Annotated in this window: 13 protein-coding genes; 6 read left to right on the top strand and 7 right to left on the bottom strand. The window is 35.4% G+C overall.

Features of this window, described 5'->3' with window-relative positions:
• Positions 1–134 precede the first annotated feature (134 nt).
• The 3 genes from LV89_RS24905 to LV89_RS10450 all read right to left on the bottom strand — a co-directional run bounded on the left by LV89_RS24905 (position 135) and on the right by LV89_RS10450 (position 5,562).
• Positions 135–431 carry a hypothetical protein gene (locus LV89_RS24905; protein WP_146199135.1) on the bottom strand — a complete coding sequence of 99 codons (297 nt, stop codon included), beginning with the start codon at positions 429–431 and terminating at the stop codon, positions 135–137.
• Between the two features lie 712 nt (positions 432–1,143).
• Positions 1,144–2,448 carry an amidohydrolase family protein gene (locus tag LV89_RS10455; RefSeq protein WP_109742887.1) on the bottom strand — a complete coding sequence of 435 codons (1,305 nt, stop codon included), beginning with the start codon at positions 2,446–2,448 and terminating at the stop codon, positions 1,144–1,146.
• Between the two features lie 87 nt (positions 2,449–2,535).
• A complete protein-coding gene (locus LV89_RS10450) occupies positions 2,536–5,562 on the bottom strand; it encodes an amidohydrolase family protein (RefSeq protein ID WP_109742886.1) in 3,027 nt (1,008 codons plus the stop codon).
• Between the two features lie 391 nt (positions 5,563–5,953).
• Between LV89_RS10450 and LV89_RS10445 the strand changes: the two genes are divergently transcribed.
• The 4 genes from LV89_RS10445 (at position 5,954) to LV89_RS10430 (ending at position 11,830) form a co-directional block, all read left to right on the top strand.
• The gene (locus LV89_RS10445) at positions 5,954–6,535 is read left to right on the top strand and encodes an RNA polymerase sigma factor (RefSeq protein ID WP_109742838.1); all 582 of its coding nucleotides are present in this window, start codon (positions 5,954–5,956) and stop codon (positions 6,533–6,535) included.
• A 180-nt stretch (positions 6,536–6,715) separates the two neighbouring features.
• Positions 6,716–6,982 (top strand): hypothetical protein, encoded by a 267-nt coding sequence (locus tag LV89_RS10440; RefSeq protein ID WP_109742837.1) that lies wholly within the window; start codon positions 6,716–6,718, stop codon positions 6,980–6,982.
• A 105-nt stretch (positions 6,983–7,087) separates the two neighbouring features.
• Entirely contained in the window at positions 7,088–10,087 is a 3,000-nt protein-coding gene (locus LV89_RS10435; RefSeq protein ID WP_109742885.1) for a SusC/RagA family TonB-linked outer membrane protein, read from the top strand.
• A 78-nt stretch (positions 10,088–10,165) separates the two neighbouring features.
• Complete coding sequence (locus LV89_RS10430) at positions 10,166–11,830, top strand: RagB/SusD family nutrient uptake outer membrane protein (protein ID WP_109742836.1); 1,665 nt, start codon at positions 10,166–10,168, stop codon at positions 11,828–11,830.
• 119 nt (positions 11,831–11,949) lie between these two features.
• Here the strand turns inward: LV89_RS10430 and nspC are convergent, their stop codons facing one another.
• Both nspC and LV89_RS10420 read right to left on the bottom strand, forming a co-directional pair.
• A complete protein-coding gene (nspC, locus tag LV89_RS10425) occupies positions 11,950–13,086 on the bottom strand; it encodes a carboxynorspermidine decarboxylase (RefSeq protein ID WP_109742835.1) in 1,137 nt (378 codons plus the stop codon).
• Between the two features lie 235 nt (positions 13,087–13,321).
• Positions 13,322–14,536 carry a saccharopine dehydrogenase family protein gene (locus tag LV89_RS10420; protein ID WP_109742834.1) on the bottom strand — a complete coding sequence of 405 codons (1,215 nt, stop codon included), beginning with the start codon at positions 14,534–14,536 and terminating at the stop codon, positions 13,322–13,324.
• Positions 14,537–14,769: 233 nt separating this feature from the next.
• On the opposite strand from LV89_RS10420, the gene LV89_RS10415 reads away from it, so the two are divergent.
• Together LV89_RS10415 and LV89_RS10410 are read left to right on the top strand one after the other, a co-directional pair.
• Positions 14,770–15,696: an AEC family transporter gene (locus LV89_RS10415; RefSeq protein ID WP_109742833.1), complete on the top strand. Its 927-nt coding sequence runs from the start codon at positions 14,770–14,772 to the stop codon at positions 15,694–15,696.
• Between the two features lie 159 nt (positions 15,697–15,855).
• Entirely contained in the window at positions 15,856–16,290 is a 435-nt protein-coding gene (locus tag LV89_RS10410) for a hypothetical protein (RefSeq protein ID WP_146199134.1), read from the top strand.
• A 249-nt stretch (positions 16,291–16,539) separates the two neighbouring features.
• Here the strand turns inward: LV89_RS10410 and LV89_RS10405 are convergent, their stop codons facing one another.
• Entirely contained in the window at positions 16,540–17,709 is a 1,170-nt protein-coding gene (locus LV89_RS10405) for an aldose epimerase family protein (RefSeq protein ID WP_109742831.1), read from the bottom strand.
• Between the two features lie 149 nt (positions 17,710–17,858).
• Entirely contained in the window at positions 17,859–19,517 is a 1,659-nt protein-coding gene (locus LV89_RS10400; protein ID WP_109742830.1) for a sodium/sugar symporter, read from the bottom strand.
• Positions 19,518–19,605: the final 88 nt, after the last annotated feature.

Raw genomic sequence — 19,605 nt, 5'->3', positions numbered from 1 at the left:
TGGCAAAAATGAGTAAAAGAGTCTTTCTCATAGCTCAATTATTAAATTTTAATACAAATACTATTTAAAAATCTCATTATCAGACACTTACATCCTGACAATGGTTTCGCAGAATTAAAACAAAGAAAATATTCCTAACCTGTACTAAAACCTGTAAGGTGTAGCTGAAATAGAACTCTTATACAGCTTCTGAGGCGATGTTTTTGACCTCTCAATAGGCTATTAAAGCTCTGTACAATGTCAAACAGTTGTGTTCTTTGTAAGGATTGTAATAAATAATACCAAGGCAAAAAATAAAAAAAACACACAAATTCAAGACTCCTCAATACGGTGTCTTGTGTTTGTGTGTTGGTATCTAATTCATTGTAGGATAAAAAACGTAATGCAATTTTCCCACGAGAATCAACTATGGCGGTAGTTGTTTTACTCATTGTAATTTAATTTTAAAAATATGATAGAATCGTCGAAAAAAGACAATAGGATATAACTAAGCCCCGAAAGGCTTTGAAAATTTCAAATAATAAATTCTACTTAGAAAATTTGTTTCGGAGATTAATAATATTAAGTACCGAACTTATAAATGTTTAATTACTTGGGCTGTTGGGATATAAATCAATGGTTAAATATTGGTGTGCGTAAAAAAATAAATCCTCATAAAATCACGCCGACACCAGTTAAATCTTTGCCGAGATATGATTTCATGAGGATTCTATAAAAAGTCCAATTGTCTTGGACAGTCAGTCATCTCAATTTGAATACATAATCCTTTTAGCGGAAAAGATTAAATATATAAAGAACTTTTATATACCATTTTATGGTACAAATTACGTGCCGAACCAATAAACTATATTCAAAAAGGCTCAATATTCTTCTTTTTATCCTATTGTTTTATACAACATCATTTAAAGAATAAAGAAAAAGGAATACTTTTATTGGTTTAGATGATTGTTTCAAATATCATACCACAAGCCCCATACTTGGCAATTGTAAAGAGAATATAGAAGGAATTATAGAAGTTATTGAAAAGTTGAGTAATCCTAAAATGCTACTCTTTGAAAGTTATTTAATAGAAAAAGCCAACTTTTTAATGATATTTCACATCAAAAAGTTGGCTTTTTTTACTTAATATGTACCAATCAATTATTATTTCGTTCCGTATTTCTCCGAATATTTACGATACAATCTTTTTTGTTTATCGTCCAAATCTACTTTACGACCTTGGATAAATGCCTGTTCAATTTTAGCTGTACGCATATCTAAGGCATCTCCCGCTGACACAATTAGTGTTGCGTGTTTGCCAATTTCAAGTGTACCCACCATTTTATCTATGCCTAAAATTTTAGCATTATTAGCAGTAATCAATTGTAATGCTTGTTCTTTGCTCATTCCGTGACCTGCTACTGTACCTGCTAAAAATGGTAAATTACGAGTTCTCCAGTTTAAACCTACATAAGCCAAACCCACTAAAATACCTTTTTGAGACAGTAAATATGGCAATTTATAAGCGATGTCAGTATCATCATCGGCATTATTTGGCAAACGATGCGTTGAACTTACAATAACAGAAACGTTATTTTCCTTTAAGAAATCTGCGGCTAAAAGAGCTTCTTCTGCTCCAATAATTACAATGTTCTTTACTCCCTTCGACTTCGCAAATTGCACTGCTTCAATGATTTCTTTACCATAATCAGCACTAATATAAAGGTTTTTAGTACCATCAAAAAGCCCTTTCATTGCTTCCAATTTTACATTAATTGTTGCAGGATTTTTCACTTGTGCATAAGCAATGGCATCATTGAAAGTTTTGTCTAATTCACGCACCATATCATCACGTTTATCATTTCTTTTGGTGCTGGCAGTACCTGTGGCAAAATCAAATTCACGCTTGAAATAACCAATCCAATTTAAGTGAATACCATCATCTTTTTTCAAAACGGCATCTTCCCAGTTCCAACCATCCATTTGCATTACCGACGACATTCCGCCAATAATTTCCCCTTGTGGCGTTGGCTGAGTAATTAAAATTCCATTACTTCTTACGGTCGGAATCAATTCTGAATCTGTATTGTAAGCAATCAAAGACCTTACGTGAGGATTAATCCCTCCGATTTCGCTTAAATCATTGGTAGCACGAACGGCTTCAATTTCTACTAAACCTAAACTATTCACGGGTGAAATTAATCCGGGATAAATCCTTTTTCCTGCCACATCAATCGTTTCAGTATTGACTTTATCATAAGCCGTACCAACACCCCCAATTGCTGTGATTATTCCTTTATTAAAGACAATAACGCCATTTTCAATAACTTGTCCCGTAGCAGTATGAATGGTAGCACCCACCAAAGCAATGGCTTTTGTTTGTGGACTACCTGCCGCTTGGTTTTGGGCAAAAATAGTATTCGAGATAAATACGAATACAGCTATATATATGTATTTTAAGTTTTTCATTTTTCTGTTGGATAATTTTGTAGGAGCGAATAGAATTCGCCCAAAGAATCTAAACCAAAGGCGAATGCTATTCGCCTCTACCATCATTTAATCGTTATGCTCAGTATGAGTTTCTTCCGCAAAAATATCACCTTCTGAATTACAGTACATTTGTCTTGGTTTCTTCGCTTCTGGTTTTACAGTTGCGGCTCCTCCTGCTTTTGAAGCTAACATTTTTTGAATAATACGGCTACGTTCTGTGGCAATATTGGCACGTAAAACTTTGTCTTTTTCAATGTCAAAATAGACTGCACCGTCAATAACAACTTTCTCTGGTTTTGCATAAACCGACAATGGATTATTATTCCAAAGTACAACGTCTGCATCTTTGCCAACTTTAATACTTCCCAAACGATTATCCAAGTGCATCATTTTGGCAGGGTTCAACGTTACCATTTTCCAAGCTTCTTCTTCAGTCATTCCTCCGTACATAACCGTTTTGGCAGCCTCTTGATTTAGACGGCGAGCCATTTCTGCATCATCAGAATTGATTGAAGTGTTCACCCCTACTTTTGTCATCAAGGCTGCATTGAAAGGAATCGCTTCTTTTACTTCCATTTTATATGCCCACCAATCAGAGAATGTTGAACCGTTTGCTCCGTGTGCTTTCATTTTATCGGCTACTTTATAGCCTTCTAAAATGTGTGTAAATGTATTTACTTTGAAACCAACCGAATCAGCTACTTTCAATAACATATTAATTTCAGACTGTACGTAAGAGTGACAAGTGATAAAACGTTTTTTATTCAAAATCTCAACTAAAGCATCTAATTCTAAATCACGTTTAACAGGAAGACCCGTTGTATTTTTCATGGCTTTTTCATATTCCTTTGCTCTCAAGAAAGCATCCATCATTACTTGCTCAACGCCCATACGAGTTTGTGGAAAACGAACTCTTGCACGGTCGCCCCAGTTGGCTTGTTTTACGTTTTCACCTAAAGCAAATTTAATGAAGCCTTCCATGTTCTGAATTTTCAACGCATCTGGAGCTTCACCCCATTTCAATTTAATCACTGCCGATTGTCCACCGATACTATTGGCTGAACCATGCAATAATTGAGAAGACGTTACACCACCTGCTAACTGACGATAAATATTTACATCTTCTGAATTGACAACGTCTTCCATTCTCACCTCCGCCGAAACCGACTGCGTTCCTTCGTTAACCGCAAAAAGTGCAATGTGCGAGTGTTCATCAAAAATTCCGTTTGTTAAATGTTTTCCCGTTCCATCAATAACTTTTGCTCCTGTACTTGGCAAGTTTTTACCTACTTGAGCAATTTTACCGTTTGAAATTAAAACGTCAGTATTCTGAATAACTCCTACCGACTCATTCGTCCAAACCGTTGCATTTTTCACTAAAATAGTTTCTGCTTTTGGTTTCTCTTCGCTACCGTATCCATTGAAAGGATAAAGAATTTTTCCGATTTCAATTTTCGCTTTTTTTGCGGTATCAAGTTTTGCAGGAGTTTCTTTTACAGCTTCTTTAAAAGTTGCTAATAATGTAAAAGGTTTTCCATCAGCATCAATGCCTTCTCCTTTGATATTCTTTCCATCATAATATGCACTAATTCTCGAATCAGCTTTTTCCTTCTTAGCATCAAGTTTAAAAAGGATTGTTAAGAAATCATTGATGCGAGTTACTTTTGGCGTAACCTTTACTGAATCTGTCACTACAATTTGATATTCTGGTTTATCAGCTTTTCCAGTAATATTCAATTTCAATTTTGAATTATTACCAACTGACAAATCATAATTACCACGAATATCATTTACGTTCATATTTGACAAAACGTAACGTCTTCCTTTTACCCAGTTTTCGTAAATCACGTTTCCGTCTTTGAATAAGTTATCCGAAGTAATTAAGAAGTTCGCTAACATTCCCGTTTTCAGAGAGCCAACTAAATTCTCAACTTTCATCATCGTTGCGGGCGTTGAAGTCAAAGCAGCTAAAGCCGTTTTTTCGTCTAAACCATTTTCTATTGCTTTACGAAGATTCGCTAAGAAATCTGCTCTTGATTTTAGGTTTGAACTCGTCAAAGCAAAATTGATTCCTGCTTTAGACAAAATTCCTGCATTGGCTGGTGCCATTTCCCAATGCTTCATTTCAGCTAATGAAACAACACTTGCATCATGTGGGTCTTCCACGTCAGGCGTTGTCGGGAAATTTAATGGTAAAATTAAAGATGCACCGATTGCCTTCACTTCATCAAGACGTTGGTATTCATCCCCCATTCCTTTAATGATATATTGAATACCAAATTCTTTTCCGATTTTATTGGCACGTAAAACACCTAATTTATCGGTCGTTTCAAAAACTTGCGGAATTCCTTGATTGCTATTAAAAGCATCTAAAGAAATATTAAATTCAGTTTTTGTTTTTGCTTTCTTAAACCAATCAGCATCGTAATAAGTCTGGCGTAACAAAGCAACCGAACCCATCAAAGAATTTGGATAGTCTTGCGTTGAAGTTCCTTTTGATAAGGAATAATGAGCTGAAACCTTACTTTTGATTAAAGCTTCTTGGTCACGACCATCAATAAGAGCAACTAAAGCAGAAGTTCCACGCACGATTCCATCTTGTACGTGACTAATAGTTGCACCAAAACCAATTTTACGAAGTTCCTCTGCCGCAGGAGTATTTACAGTAAATAAACTGGCAGCATCAGTTTCTGGTAAAACAGCCTGATTCCAATTGTAAGCTCCTTTCTTTTTAGATTCCATTTGAGGTTCTCCTCTAAATCCACCTGTTCCTTCACGCTTCAATTCAGGAACACCATAATTTGAATATGCTTCTACGAAGGCAGGATAAATTCGTTTACCTTTTAAGTCAACCACAGTTGCACCGCTTGGAATAGCAATTCCCTTACCGACAGCCTCAATTATTGAACCTCTAATAATAAGTGTTGCGCCTTCAAGCGTGGTATTTACATCTGTAATGATTGTTGCGTTGGTGAAAGCGTACAAGTCAAGTCTTTCATCTTGTACCCCATTTCGAGGGAAGGTTTGGGTTTGTGCATGAATAATGGGACTCAACAGTAAAAAATTGAGTAATGCAATAAACAGTTTTTTCATTGGTATTTGATTTTTGGTAGTGATGAATAATTCTTTAAAAGTAAAAGGTAAAAAAGTAATATCCAATCGGATTATCCTGATTTCAACGAAAGCTTGTGACGAATGAGAAGAATTACTCAACGAAACCAAAGCGACCATAAGTAGTAAAAGATTTTTGTCACAAAACCCTTAAAAGCAAGCCATCTTAAAAATTTACTGACTTCTAAAATATTAATTTTTCACCTATCTGTACTTACCCGTATTTTTATTTTTTTGAACTGTAAACGTTTCCGTAAACGTTTACGGAAAAATATTCAATAAAACCCTTGAATAGTGATATTTTTTTGGTATATCTTTATGACAAATATCAATTATTGAAGTTTATATATTACTTTATAACCATAACAAGATTATGTTGATTAGCCCAAAAAATAGTGATGATATTAAAATGTGGAATGACTTCAGAGGAGGGAATCACGCAGCCTTTACACAGATTTATCAAAACTATGTGAACCTTCTTTATAACTATAGCACGAGCATCACTCCAGACCGTGAATTAATTAAAGATTGCTTGCACGATTTGTTTGTTGAGCTTTGGAAAAATCATCAAAATTTAGGTGAAACTACTTCTGTACGTTTCTACTTAATGGCTTCAATAAAACGTAAGTTGGTGAGACATTTGGAAACTCAACAGCGTCATACTCAACATCATGAAGCTTATTATCTTGAAAATCCTGATTTTATTGGCTCGCATGAACATCGTTTGGTAGCTTTTGAAGAAGAAAAGCTTTTGTCAGATAATCTTAGTGAGTCATTCAGATATTTAACCAAAAGACAAAGAGAAGCAGTATCGTTGAAATTTTTTCAAGATATGGATACAGACCAAATTTCAAATGCGATGAATATCAATCCGCAGTCGGTATATAACTTGATATTTGGAGCATTAAAGATTTTAAAAGAACATATTTCGCAAGACAAATTAGCATTTGCTTAAAAAAATATAAACTGCATTAAAAAGCCCGATTGGAGACAATCGGGCTTTTTTTATCTACAATACATCATTATTTTACGATAAAATATAAAAAATCTTTCAATTATTTGAGTAGAAAGAAAACGAGCAAGACTTTTAACATTATAATCCAAAATAAACTCAAAAAATCACAAAAAAAACAAGGTGGCATTAGATTTTCAAAAATATGAAAAATATGGTTCGGAAGACTTTGCACAGGACGCTTATTTCTCAGAATGGATTCAATCGCCAAACAACTTAATATATTCCTTTTTTTGGGAGTCTTTTCTAAAAAAACATCCTGAAAAAGTACATGACATCGAAATGGCTCGACATAAAATATTAAATCCAACTCTTCATATCAATCAATTATCACATCAAGAAATTGACGACCTCTGGGAAAAAATTACAAAAACAATCAGTACCACTTAAATTTTATCAATTAATCCAATTTTACCAATTCAACTTAATCCAATTAATATGAGTATGAAATCTTTACAAAAATTTCGGGGTAATATCGGTTGGGCAATCTGCCTAATGCTATCGATTATTACACTAACGGGTTACAGTCAACAATCTGTAACTGGTAGAATCACTTCTTCGGAAGATGGTCAAGGAATACCAGGAGTAAGTGTCGCTATTAAAGGTACCAATAAGGGTACAACCTCTGATGCGAGTGGGAATTACAAAATTGCGGTATCAAACAAAGCAATTTTAACATTTTCAGCAGTTGGTTTTGTTGGTCAGGAAGTTGAAGTTGGAACAAAAACTGTAATCGACTTAAAGTTAGCTTCTGATGTTCAATCATTAGGTGAAGTAGTTGTGGTTGGTTATGGTACTCAGAAAAAAAGTCAGTTGACAGGTGCGATTTCACAAGTTTCATCAAAACAAATTGCTGAAATGCCAATTACCAACCTTGGTCAAGCGATGCAAGGTCGTGTTGCTGGAGTTGACGTATCGCAATCAGGTAGTAAACCCGGTACAGTTCCAAAGATTTTAATTCGTGGTCGTCGTTCATTCAATGCAGGTAATGACCCGCTTTATGTAGTTGATGGTATTCCATTGTCTGCTGGCTATGAAGATTTAAACCCTAATGATGTTGCATCAATGGAAATTCTAAAGGATGCTACATCAACAGCTATTTATGGAGCAAGAGGTGCCAATGGTGTTGTACTTATCTCAACTAAAAGAGGTGCTGAAAAAGGTAAAACAACTGTTAGTTATGACAATTATGTCGGTGTGACAAATGCACTCGATAAAATTAAATTATTCTCTGGAGCTGAATTTGCAGAATTCATCCGTGAATCTCGTCGTGGTGTTGTTAGTGGTAGTTTATATAAGGATATTAACGGGAACCCTGTTCCATCAGGACAAATTGATGCTTATGCTGACTCAAAACTATTTGAAGCAGTTGAATTAGACGGTATCGCTAAAGGACGTACTACTGACTATCAATCAATGATTCTTCGTCAAGGTTTCCAACAAAACCATTCATTGGGTGTTCAAGGAGGAAATGATAAAACACAGTTTTATATCTCGGGTAACTACTTCCAAGATAAAGGTATTTCAGAAGGTTTAGATTTTACAAGAACTTCGTTAAGAGTAAATATTGACCATAACATCAATAAATCTTTGAAAGTTGGGGTTTCTACTTACTTGATGTATAGCCTTAGAAATGGTGAAAACTTGAACCCGTATTCATTCACGATTCAACAAAACCCATTAGGAAAAGCGTATGACGATGCTGGAAATATCATTTTCGCTCCAACAAACGATGCCCTTTTAACTAACCCATTAGCGGAAATTGTTCCTGGAGCTCAAGTTGATGAAGCTAAAAAATACCGTATTTTCAATAGTTTATATGCAGAAGTTAAAATTTTAGATGGCTTAAAATACCGTGTAAACTTTGGTCCAGACTTTACAATTCAACGTAATGGACGTTTTATTGGAGCTCAAACGAATGCTCGTAAAGGTGGAGACCCTCAAGCATCAACTACAAGTCAGTATGGATTCAACTGGACTTTAGAAAACATTCTTAGTTATAATAAAACGTATAATAAAGTACATAACCTTGCTGTTACTGCTCTTCATTCAATCCAAAAAGACAATTTTGAAGGAAGTAACATCTCTGTACAGGGTATTCCTGCAGAAAGTCAACAATTCTATAGTGTTGGTAATGCAAGTTCTGTTTTAGGTGTTGGTTCAATCTTATCTCAATGGACAATCAACTCTTATATGGCACGTGTTAATTATGACTATAACGACAAATACTTATTCACTTTAACACTACGTAGAGACGGTTCTTCTCGTTTTGGAGAAAACACCAAATACGGTAACTTCCCAGGTATTGCATTCGGTTGGAATATTAGTAATGAGCCTTTCATGAAAGGAATGACTGGTATTGACTTATTAAAACTTAGAGCAAGTTATGGTTCAGTAGGTAACCAAGGGGTATCACCATATCAAACTCAAGGTTTGTTAGGTCGTACTATTTATGCTTGGAACTCAGCGGCAGCTTACGGATACCGTCCAAGTACAATTGGTAATCCTGACTTAAAATGGGAATCATCAGCAACAAAAAATATTGGTGTAGATTTCAGTTTCTTGAAAGGACGTATTCAAGGTTCATTAGAATTATATGAAACTAATACAACAGACTTATTATTATCTGACCAATTACCAGGTTCTATTGGCTTTAGTGCTGTAACTCGTAACGTTGGTGAAACTCGTAACAGAGGTATTGAATTAGGAATAACTACTGTAAATGCTAATACTGCAAGTGGTTTCAAATGGACTACTGATTTTACCTTCTCTAAAAATACAGAAGCTATCATTTCACTTTATAACGGTGCAAAGGATGACTTAGGTAACAAATGGTTTATTGGACAACCTTTATCAGCATTCTTTGATTACAAAAAAGCAGGTATTTGGCAAACAAACGAAGCAGATTTAGCTAAATCTTATGGTAGTAGAGTTGGACAAATTAAAGTTCAAGATACTAATGGCGATGGTAAAATTAATGCTGACGACCGTGTACTTTTAGGTTCAGATATTCCTGATTTTAGTGCAGGTATCACTAACAGATTTACTTATAAAGGGTTTGACTTATCATTCTTCTTCTTTGGAAGATTCGGACAAATGATTGTGAGTGGTTTCCATCAAAACAATAATGCTTTGGCGGGTCGTTATCAACAAATTAAAGTTGATTACTGGACTCCAAACAATCCTACTAATGAGTTCCCACAACCAAACAAAGACCAAGAGTTCCCAGTAAATAACACTGCAATTATGTATTTTGACGGTACTTTCATCAAATTGCGTAACATTAATTTTGGATATACTTTCACACCACAAGTTGCCAAGAAAATGGGAATGGAATCATTACGTTTGTTCTCAAGTATTCAACAACCGTTCATTTGGTCAACATATCGTAGCAAATACAATGGAGTTGACCCTGAAACATCAGGAACGGCGGTAAACAATGGTATTACTCCTGCTACCAGTGTTATTACACTTGGCTTAAACGTCAAATTCTAAGTTAGGGAATAGGTTTTAGAAATGAAGGATTAAAAGTATTTTCCAGTATTTCGATGACATCATTAAAAAATTAAAACAATGAAAAAATCATATATAAAATCAATAAGAACTTTCAGTCTGCTTGCCCTAATGTTGGCAGGTCAGTCATGTGAAGATGTATTGAAAGAAACAGTTGTTTCAGCTATTGGTAACGATTATATAAATACTCCTAAAGGGCTTGAAGATGCTGTTAAGGCTGCTTATGCTCCTTTAAGAAACTACTATGGCACGCAACAAGGACTCACCGTTACTGAATATGGTACAGATTTATATGCAACAGGTGCCGATGGTGGTTATAAAGGATTTCACTTTTATGACACACAGTTACAACCAACAGTAGATTATTTGCAAATCATCTGGGATGAAACCTATCGTGGAATCAACACTTGTAATGCCGTAATAGAGAGAGCTCCTAAAGCCACAGGTATTTCTGACGCATTGAAAAAACAACGAATAGCCGAAGCTAAATTTTTAAGAGCTCATTACTATTTTATTCTTTTTCAACAATTTGGTGGCGTAGATTTAAGATTAACAGAAACGTTAGCTCCTACCAAAATTACTTCAAGAGCAAGTGATGCTGATATGTATAAAGCAATCATTGCAGATTTAGAATCAGCATTGCCAGATTTAGAGAATAAAATTCGTTCATCTGAATATGGACGTGCAACTAAACCTGCGGCTGAACATTTATTAGCAAGAGTCTATTTAGCAAAAGGAAACTCATCTGCAAAAGCTACAGATGACTATGCTAAATCAGAAACGTATTCTTCTAACGTAATTAAAAACTACGGATTCAAGTTATTGCCAGATTTTGCAAGTGTATTTGCTCAAGGCTCAGGAGAAGTTAATGATGAAGTCATTTTTGCAGTTCAATATACTTCTGATGCCCTAACCAATGGCGGTGGAAATAACTTACACTTGTTTTTTGGAATGCAATACGACGTACAAGCGGGTATGGTTCGTGACGTAGCTAATGGTCGCCCATTTAAACGTTTACGCCCAACTGCCTACTGTTTAAATACTGTATTTGGAGATAGAGTAAATGACTCTCGCTATAAAAAAACGTTTAAAGATACTTGGACTTGTAATAGTCCCGGAACATTTACCAACGTATTTGATAACTCTAAGAAATCAGTAACTTTCAAAACAGGAGATACTACCATTTTTATTCCAGGTTATGAAATGTCATTGGCAGATAGAGCAAAAAAATCATATCAAGTATTAGTTCCGAGTCTTTATAATGAAGCATTATTTCCAACATTACAAAAATTCTTAGACCCACTTCGCCCAGATAGAACTTACGAAGCTGGTAGTAGAGATTTTATCTGTTTCCGTTTAGCTGATACACATTTAATGTTAGCTGAAGCACAATTATTGCAAGGAAAAGTAAAAGATGCAACTGATAATGTTAACTTGGTTCGTCGCCGTGCCGCATTCGCTGGTAAAGAAGCAGCGATGACAATCACACAAGCTCAAATGAACATGGAAATGATTATTGAAGAGCGTGGACGTGAATTAGTAGGTGAGCAAATTCGTTGGATGGACTTGAAACGTTGGGGTAATTTAGTGGATAGAGTTCAGAAATATAATCCACAAGCGGCACCAAATGTAAAAGCCATGCACTTGGTTAGACCAATTCCTCAAACTCAAATTGACCGTACTGAAGGTGGAGCAACAACATTTCCACAAAATCAGGGATACTAATTCAGTGAATAGTTAATAGAGAATAATGAATAGTAAAAAGGGTTTATGAATTTGTAATTCATAAACCCTTTTTTATTGGTTCTTAAAACCATTAACTATTCTCTATTAATTATACATCATTAACTGAGTCTATCTTTAAAACTTTCGTAGCCAAAAGTTTTCACTAAATCAAAAGTATCGTTTTCTCTCCAAATGCCAATTGAAGGTAAATTTACGCCGTTGAAAGTTGTCGTTTTCACCATTGTATAATGAATCATATCATCAAAAACGATAGAATCACCAATTTTCAAAGGCTCGTCGAAAGAGTAATCTCCGTAAAAATCACCCGCCAAACAAGTCATACCACCAAAGCGATATGTTGGTTTTCCTGCAACTGGTTCTTGATGAGCATTTAAAATCTTTGGTTTATAAGGCATTTCTAAAGTATCTGGCATGTGAGCCGCAAAACTTACATCCAAAATAGCTACGTCAATTCCCTGAGAATCAATAATATCTAAAACCGTAGAAGTCAGATAACCAGTCCTCCATCCTACTGCCGAACCTGGTTCCATGATAATTTTCAGATTCGGGAAACGAGATTTCAGTCCTTTCAAAACTGAAATCAAATGTTCTGGTTCATAATCGGCACGAGTAATTAAGTGTCCTCCGCCCAAATTCAACCATTTTGCTTGTTTTAATAAATCGCCAAAACGTTCTTCGATAGCTTTTAAAGTTCTTTCTAAAGTATAAGAATCGTTTTCGCAAAGTGTATGTGAATGTAAGCCTTCAATGCCTTCGGGTAAAGTATCGCCCAATTGATTACGAGTAATTCCTAAACGAGAACCCGCAATACAAGGATTATACATATCTGTCTCAACCTCAGAATATTGTGGATTAATTCTCAAACCACAACTGATTCCGTTAGCAATGGCACGGTCTTTAAATTGATTATATTGATTGAGAGAGTTAAAAGAAATATGTCCTGCATAAGACATCAATTCCTCAAATTCATTCTCTAAATAAGCAGGAGAATACACGTGAGTTTTACTACCCATTTCTTCAAAACCAAGACGTGCTTCGTTCAAGGAGCTTGCCGTTGAACCTGCCAAATATTGTCGAACCATCGGAAAAGTTGAGAACATAGAAAAACCTTTCAAAGCACAAATAATCTCTATTCCTGCCTGTTCTTGAACGTATTTCAATAATTCTAAATTCTTTCTTAAAAGCCTGTCTTCTAACACATAACAAGGCGATGGTATTTGTTTGAAATCAATCATTTTATTTTAAGGTTTTAGGGCTTAGGTTTTAGGGCTTAGTAAAAAAGTACCTGCATTTGTTTAATTTCAAATACAGGTACTTTTAATATTTTAGAATTTCAACTTCCCGAAAGTTCTTCTACTTTCGGGAAGTTCTTTTGGGACAGAACTTCTCGAAAGTAAAAAGAACTTTCGAGAAGTTAAGAACAAAATTATTTATTCGTAAAACCTAATCCCTAAAACCAATCACCTCATTTTAATACTCATGTGGAAGTGTTCCGTCCACAATTTCGTTCCAAGGCAAACCGTGTACGTTCAACATTGCCATGAATGGGTCTGGATTCATCTCTTCACAATTCCAAACGCCAGGTTTCATCCATTCGCCTGTAATCATCATCATTGCTCCAATCATCGCAGGGACACCTGTTGTATAACTTACTCCTTGTGCTTGTACTTCTTTCCAACAATCTTGGTGCTTACAATTATTCCAAACGTAATATGTTTTATCAACACCGTCTTTAATTCCTTTGATTTGACAACCAATTGAGGTTTCGCCAGAATAATTTTCTCCTAAAGTTCCCGGTTCTGGAAGTACAGCTTTCAAAAATTCAAGAGGAACAATATCCATTCCTTGAAATTTGATTGGCTTAATACTTGTCATTCCCACATTTTCAAGCACATTTAAGTGGGTAATATATTGTTGACCAAAAGTCATCCAGAATCTTGCACGCTTCAATGTTGGGAAGTTTTTCACCAAAGATTCTAATTCTTCGTGATAAAGTACATAAGATTCTTTGGGTCCGATTCCTGGATAATCAATTGGTTTATGAATCGACATCGCTTCAATTTCTACCCATTCACCATTTTCCCAATATTTTCCCTTTTGAGTAATCTCACGAATGTTGATTTCTGGGTTAAAGTTGGTAGCAAATGCCTTACCGTGGTCGCCCGCATTACAGTCAATAATATCCAAGTAGTGCATTTCGTCGAAATGATGCTTATTTGCATAAGCAGTATAAACTTGGGTAACACCTGGGTCAAAACCACAACCCAAAAGTGCCATCAAACCTGCTTCTTTAAAACGCTCTTGATAAGCCCATTGCCATGAATATTCAAATTTAGCAACGTCTTTTGGTTCATAATTAGCAGTATCCATATAATGAACACCTGTTTCTAAACAAGCATCCATAATGGTTAAATCTTGGTATGGAAGTGCCACATTTATCACCATAAACGGCTTTACTTCATTGATTAATGTTACCAATTCAGGAACATTATCAGCATCAACCTGAGCAGTTTGCACTTTTGTTGGTAAACCAATTTTAGCACATTCTTCTGCAATAGCATCACATTTACGTTTTGTACGGCTGGCTAAAACTACCTCCGAAAATACATCGGGATTCATGGCACATTTCTTCACTACTACGTTTCCAACGCCTCCTGCACCAATGATTAAAACTTTCTTTGACATTTTGTTATCGGTTTCTGTTAAAAGAATAACACAAAATTAGTCAAACCTAAAGAAATTATAAGTCACTATTCGGTTAAATTTGTAAGATTATCGTCTTTATATTTAGCGAAAAGCGATTTGCGAGAAAGCGAATGAGTAAATTATTAGGAATTAATAGCTTATTCAACCCCTTTTTTACAAACTTCAATTAGTTAAGAATACTCAAAATAAAACTCCATTTTCAATTCTGTCCGATGAACCAAACCAATACCGTTTTTATCATTTCACTTTCCATTATTCTCTTTGGGTACCTTCTAAAACGAAAAAATATCATTTCTGAACAAGAAGGAAAAACCATTTCTAAATTCTTGATGCACAGCACTTTCCCTGCTTTGACTTTTGTAACGATGGTTCGGGTAAAGATGGAATTGAATTTATTATTGCTTCCCGTAATTGCTTTTTGCTTCTCTGTTCTGACGATGTATTCGGCTAAATATTTATTCAAAACGCAAGAGAAACAATTACGGGCTTTGTTAATTATGGGATGTGGTGGATTTAATTTGGGACTTTTCGCCTATCCGCTCATTGAAGGTATTTGGGGACAAGAGGGCATGGTTTATGCCGCCATGTTCGACACAGGAAATGCTTTTGCCGTTTTTGGTTTGGTGTACGGAACGGGCGTATTTATGTCGGAAGGAAGTGTGGATATTCCTAAAAAAGAAAACGTTAAAAAAGCATTGCTCAAAATAATGACTTTGTTACCCTTTCAAGCCATTTTGGTGGGTATTTTTATTAACCTCACCAAAATTGAATTACCCGAAATTGTGATGAATGTATTGGACGTTTTGGCAAAAGGAAATAAGGTAATTGTCTTGTTAATTATGGGGATTTATCTCAATTTTTCTATTCCAAAAGAAATTTTCAAAAAGGCGATTAATGTATTGTTAATCAGATACTTTTGGGGATTATTATTGGGTTTTTTATTCTTTTATTTTCTACCTTTTGAGCAACTGTACAAAAGCGTTTTATTGATTGTTTTAATTGTGCCTGTGGGAATGACACTCCTCCCATTTTCGGACGAATTGGGCTACGATACCAAAACGGCAGGTGTTTTAGTAAACCTTTCCATGCTGATTAGCTTTGCCATGATGTGGGGATTGGTGGTTTGTTTGGGGCTTTAAGATGGATATAGCACGCAGATACCGCAGATAATTCGTAACGCTGATTTTACAGATTTCTATGTAAATAATGACATCAATAACTTTAAAAATTTTACTATCAGAAATTTAGAACTTTGACACATAAAAAATGGCAAAAAGACCAAAATATTGGCAGGGCTAATGATATTTTTAGGATTGTCTGTACTTATAGACATCGCTCCAAGCAAGCAAGAGTTTGGCATTTATCATTGTGAGTGTACTGACTCTTGTGCTGTTGTATATGGAGTAACCTCAAACAGTCTAACACTCGATTATCCAACAAGATTCTGTTCCGTCTTAGAAAATCAGACATCTACCAGACGAAGAATAATAAATAAAGTTGAAACTAATCAATTTTTGTTAGAAATTCCTTTGATTATGTTTTTTGAGCCGAGAGGAGTCTTCGGGTTTCCAGACAGTGCAGACCAAGGTGGTTATTATTTTTCATTTGAGTTTTGTGGGCTGACACGAAAGTTTATATTTGACACTAAAAAAGGATACGAGCCTTTTTATTTTAGATATATAAATAAGATAAGACAAAAAATGGATGAGATTTCAGAGGAATTTAGTAGGTAACTATGTCCCCTGGTGTCCTCCACTGGTTCAAGCGTCCTCGCTTAAACCCAGACATCTTTCGTAAGCATTTTGTTTTTTCGCCTTTGTTGGTGTTTTCCACCAACAAATCGGACGGTAACTTGTTGGTGGAAAACACCAACAAAGGCATAAAGATAATAAACCAAAAACTCCGCAACACCAATCTATAAAATCAGCGTTACGGAGTATCTGGGCGGACGGCAAGTCTCATCTGCGTGCAAAAGCCACAAACTATTTCACAACCGAAAATTTATAAATCGTGGTCGTTTTATAAGTTTCGTTTGGTTTCAAAACAGTTGTTGGGAAAGCTGCTTGGTTTGGAGAATCTGGATAATGTTCTGATTCTAAACATAAAGCAAAGCGTTTTGGATAATTTACCCCACCTTTTCCTGTCAATTTACCGTCCAAGAAATTTCCTGTATAAAATTGAATGGCTGGTTCTGTCGTTAAAACTTCCATTTTGCGTCCCGATGTTTTATCAACAACGGTTGCCGCAAGACTCAATTCGTTGCCTTCTTTTTTGTTCAAAATCCAAGCGTGGTCATATCCTCCGCCTAATTTAATTTGCTCGTCTTTTTCGTCATTAATTCCTTTGCCAATCACGGTTGGACTTGTAAAATCAAACACCGTTCCTTTCACCGCACGAAGTTCTCCCGTTGGAATTAAACCTTTGTCAACAGGTAAAAATCTGTCTGCATTCAAAGTAACTTCATGGTCAAGAATGTTATTTTTTGAAGCAGAAAGGTTGAAATACGAGTGATTTGTCAAGTTGATAATCGTCGTTTTATCAGTCGTTGCTGAATAATCAATCTTCAAAGAATTATCTTTTTGCAAAGTATAAATTACCGTTACATTCAAATTCCCTGGATAACCTTCTTCACCATCTTTACTTAAATAAGTCAATTTCAAAGCAGGTTCTTCTCCATCAATTGGTTCTGCATTCCATAAAACTTTATCAAAACCAACTACTCCACCGTGTAAATGATTTAAGTTATTATTATTGGTTGCCAAAGTGTATTCTTTGCCTTCCAATTTGAATTTACCTTTTGCAATTCTATTGCCGTAACGACCAATTAAAGCTCCAAAATACGGAGGAGGCGTTAAATATCCAGCCAAAGAATCAAAACCCAAAACGATGTCTTCGTATTTTCCGTCTTTGTCAGGGGCAGTCCAATGCGAAACTACACCACCGTAATTAGTAATTTTCACTTCCATACCATTGGCATTTTTCAATGTGTATGAGTCGGCAGTACGTCCATCTGGAAGATTTCCAAATGATGTTTTTTCAATTTTATTCACAGTTACAGAATCTTTTTGTTGATTGTCTTCGTTTTTTTTACTCGAACAACTTTGTAAAATTACAATACCTAATGCGAGCGTAAGAAATGATTTTATTTTCATGTTAATATCGTTTTTGGAGTTTTGATGATTATTTAAGGGAATTGTAAATTTTAAAGTAGCAAGTCATTTCCGTTCAACTTCCCGAAAGTTTTGAACTTTCGGGAAGTTCCTCCAAGTCAAATATGACACCTTATTTTCAGCAATTTTCTTTACCAGAAAATAAAGTAAATAATACTAAAAATGGCAAGAATTACAATTGAACCATATCTAAACATTGGTTCTACTTTAAACCATTCTCTATTTACTTCAAAAGCATTTGGATGGTCTTTTCCTTTAGATTCTATCAAGCTGATTGCACCGTGAACTAATGAACAAATCCAGAATACAACGCCCATACGGTTCATGAATGGGAATTCAGGGAACTGATAATTAATCCATGAAGACAAAGCAATACTCAAAATAGCTGCCGTTAAAGCACCATTGGCAGTTGCCTTTTTCCAGAAGAAACCTAATAAGAAAATACTCAAAATACCCGGAGAAATATAACCCGTATAAACTTGGATATACTCAAATGCTTGACCGAAGTTTCTCAATAATGGACTCACCACCAAAGCAATGGCAAAAGCTACGATAATAGCAACTCTACCCGTCCAAACCGTTTGTTTTTCAGTAAGATTTTTGTTGAAATATTTACGGTGAATATCTAATACATAAATCGTTGAAATACTGTTTGCTTTACCTGCTAAACTCGCTACAATCGCTGCCGTTAAAGCTGCAAAAGCTAAACCTTTCAAGCCAACAGGTAAAAGATTTAATAACACAGGATAAGCATTATCTGGTTTCACAATACCGTCTTGCGTAATTCCATTTACAATTGAAGCGTCTGCATTTTCTTGGAAAATAACATAAGCCGCCAATCCTGGAAGAACTACGATAAATGGCATTAACATTTTCATAAATCCTGCAAATAATACCCCATTTCGTGCCGTTGAAATATCAGCACCTAAAGCTCTTTGCGTCATGTATTGGTTACATCCGAAGTAATTAAGGTTATTAACCCATTGACCGCCAATAATGAACATCATAATACCCGGTAATTGACGATAAGCATCAATAAAACCTCCTCTACCATCATGAACTTGGTATTGATTTGGCGTAAAAATCATGTGTAAATGACTATCCGCTTTGTCTTTAATCAAGGATAAACCTTCTAAAACACCCGAACCTGTACCCACTTTATTTGACAATAAATCAAGTGCTAAATAAGTGGTCGCCAATCCTCCGAAAATCAAGCAAACTACTTGAATAACATCGGTATAACCAATCACTTTCATCCCTCCTAAGGTAATAATTACCGCAAATACTGTTAGGAATAAAGTACAAGTCATAAAGCTTAAACCTGTCATTTTTTCTAAGCTAATTCCACCTAAATAAATGATTGAAGTTAAGTTTACGAAAATGTACAAGAATAACCAGAATACAGCCATAATGGTAGCTAAACGCTCATCGTAACGTTTGGCAAGGAACTGTGGCATGGTATAAATCTTATTCCTGAGATACATTGGAAGAAAATAAACCGCCACAATTATTAACGAAACACCACCTAATAATTCATAAACAGAAATGGCAATTCCTAATTGAAATGCCTGTCCGCTCATACCAATAAATTGTTCGGCAGAAATATTTGAAGCAATAATCGAAGCACCAATTGCCCACCAAGTAAGTGAACCTTCAGCAAGGAAAAAATCTTTTGAGTCGCCACCATCTTGTTTACCTTTATTTTTGTAAACCCAGTATCCATAACTGGAAACGATGACAAAATAGATAAAGAAAATGCAGTAGTCGAGGGTTTCTAATCCAAGTTTCATGTTTGTTGTTTTTGAGGAATGGTAACACGGGAATCCTTCCCGTGAAATGTTTAATCAAATCACGGGAAAGATTCCCGTGTTACATAGT

The sequence above is a fragment of the Arcicella aurantiaca genome (assembly GCF_003148625.1).
Classification (GTDB): Bacteria; Bacteroidota; Bacteroidia; order Cytophagales; family Spirosomataceae; genus Arcicella; species Arcicella aurantiaca.
The sequence above is the reverse complement of the archived record's forward strand: the minus strand, read 5'-3'. Positions and strand labels throughout refer to the sequence as shown.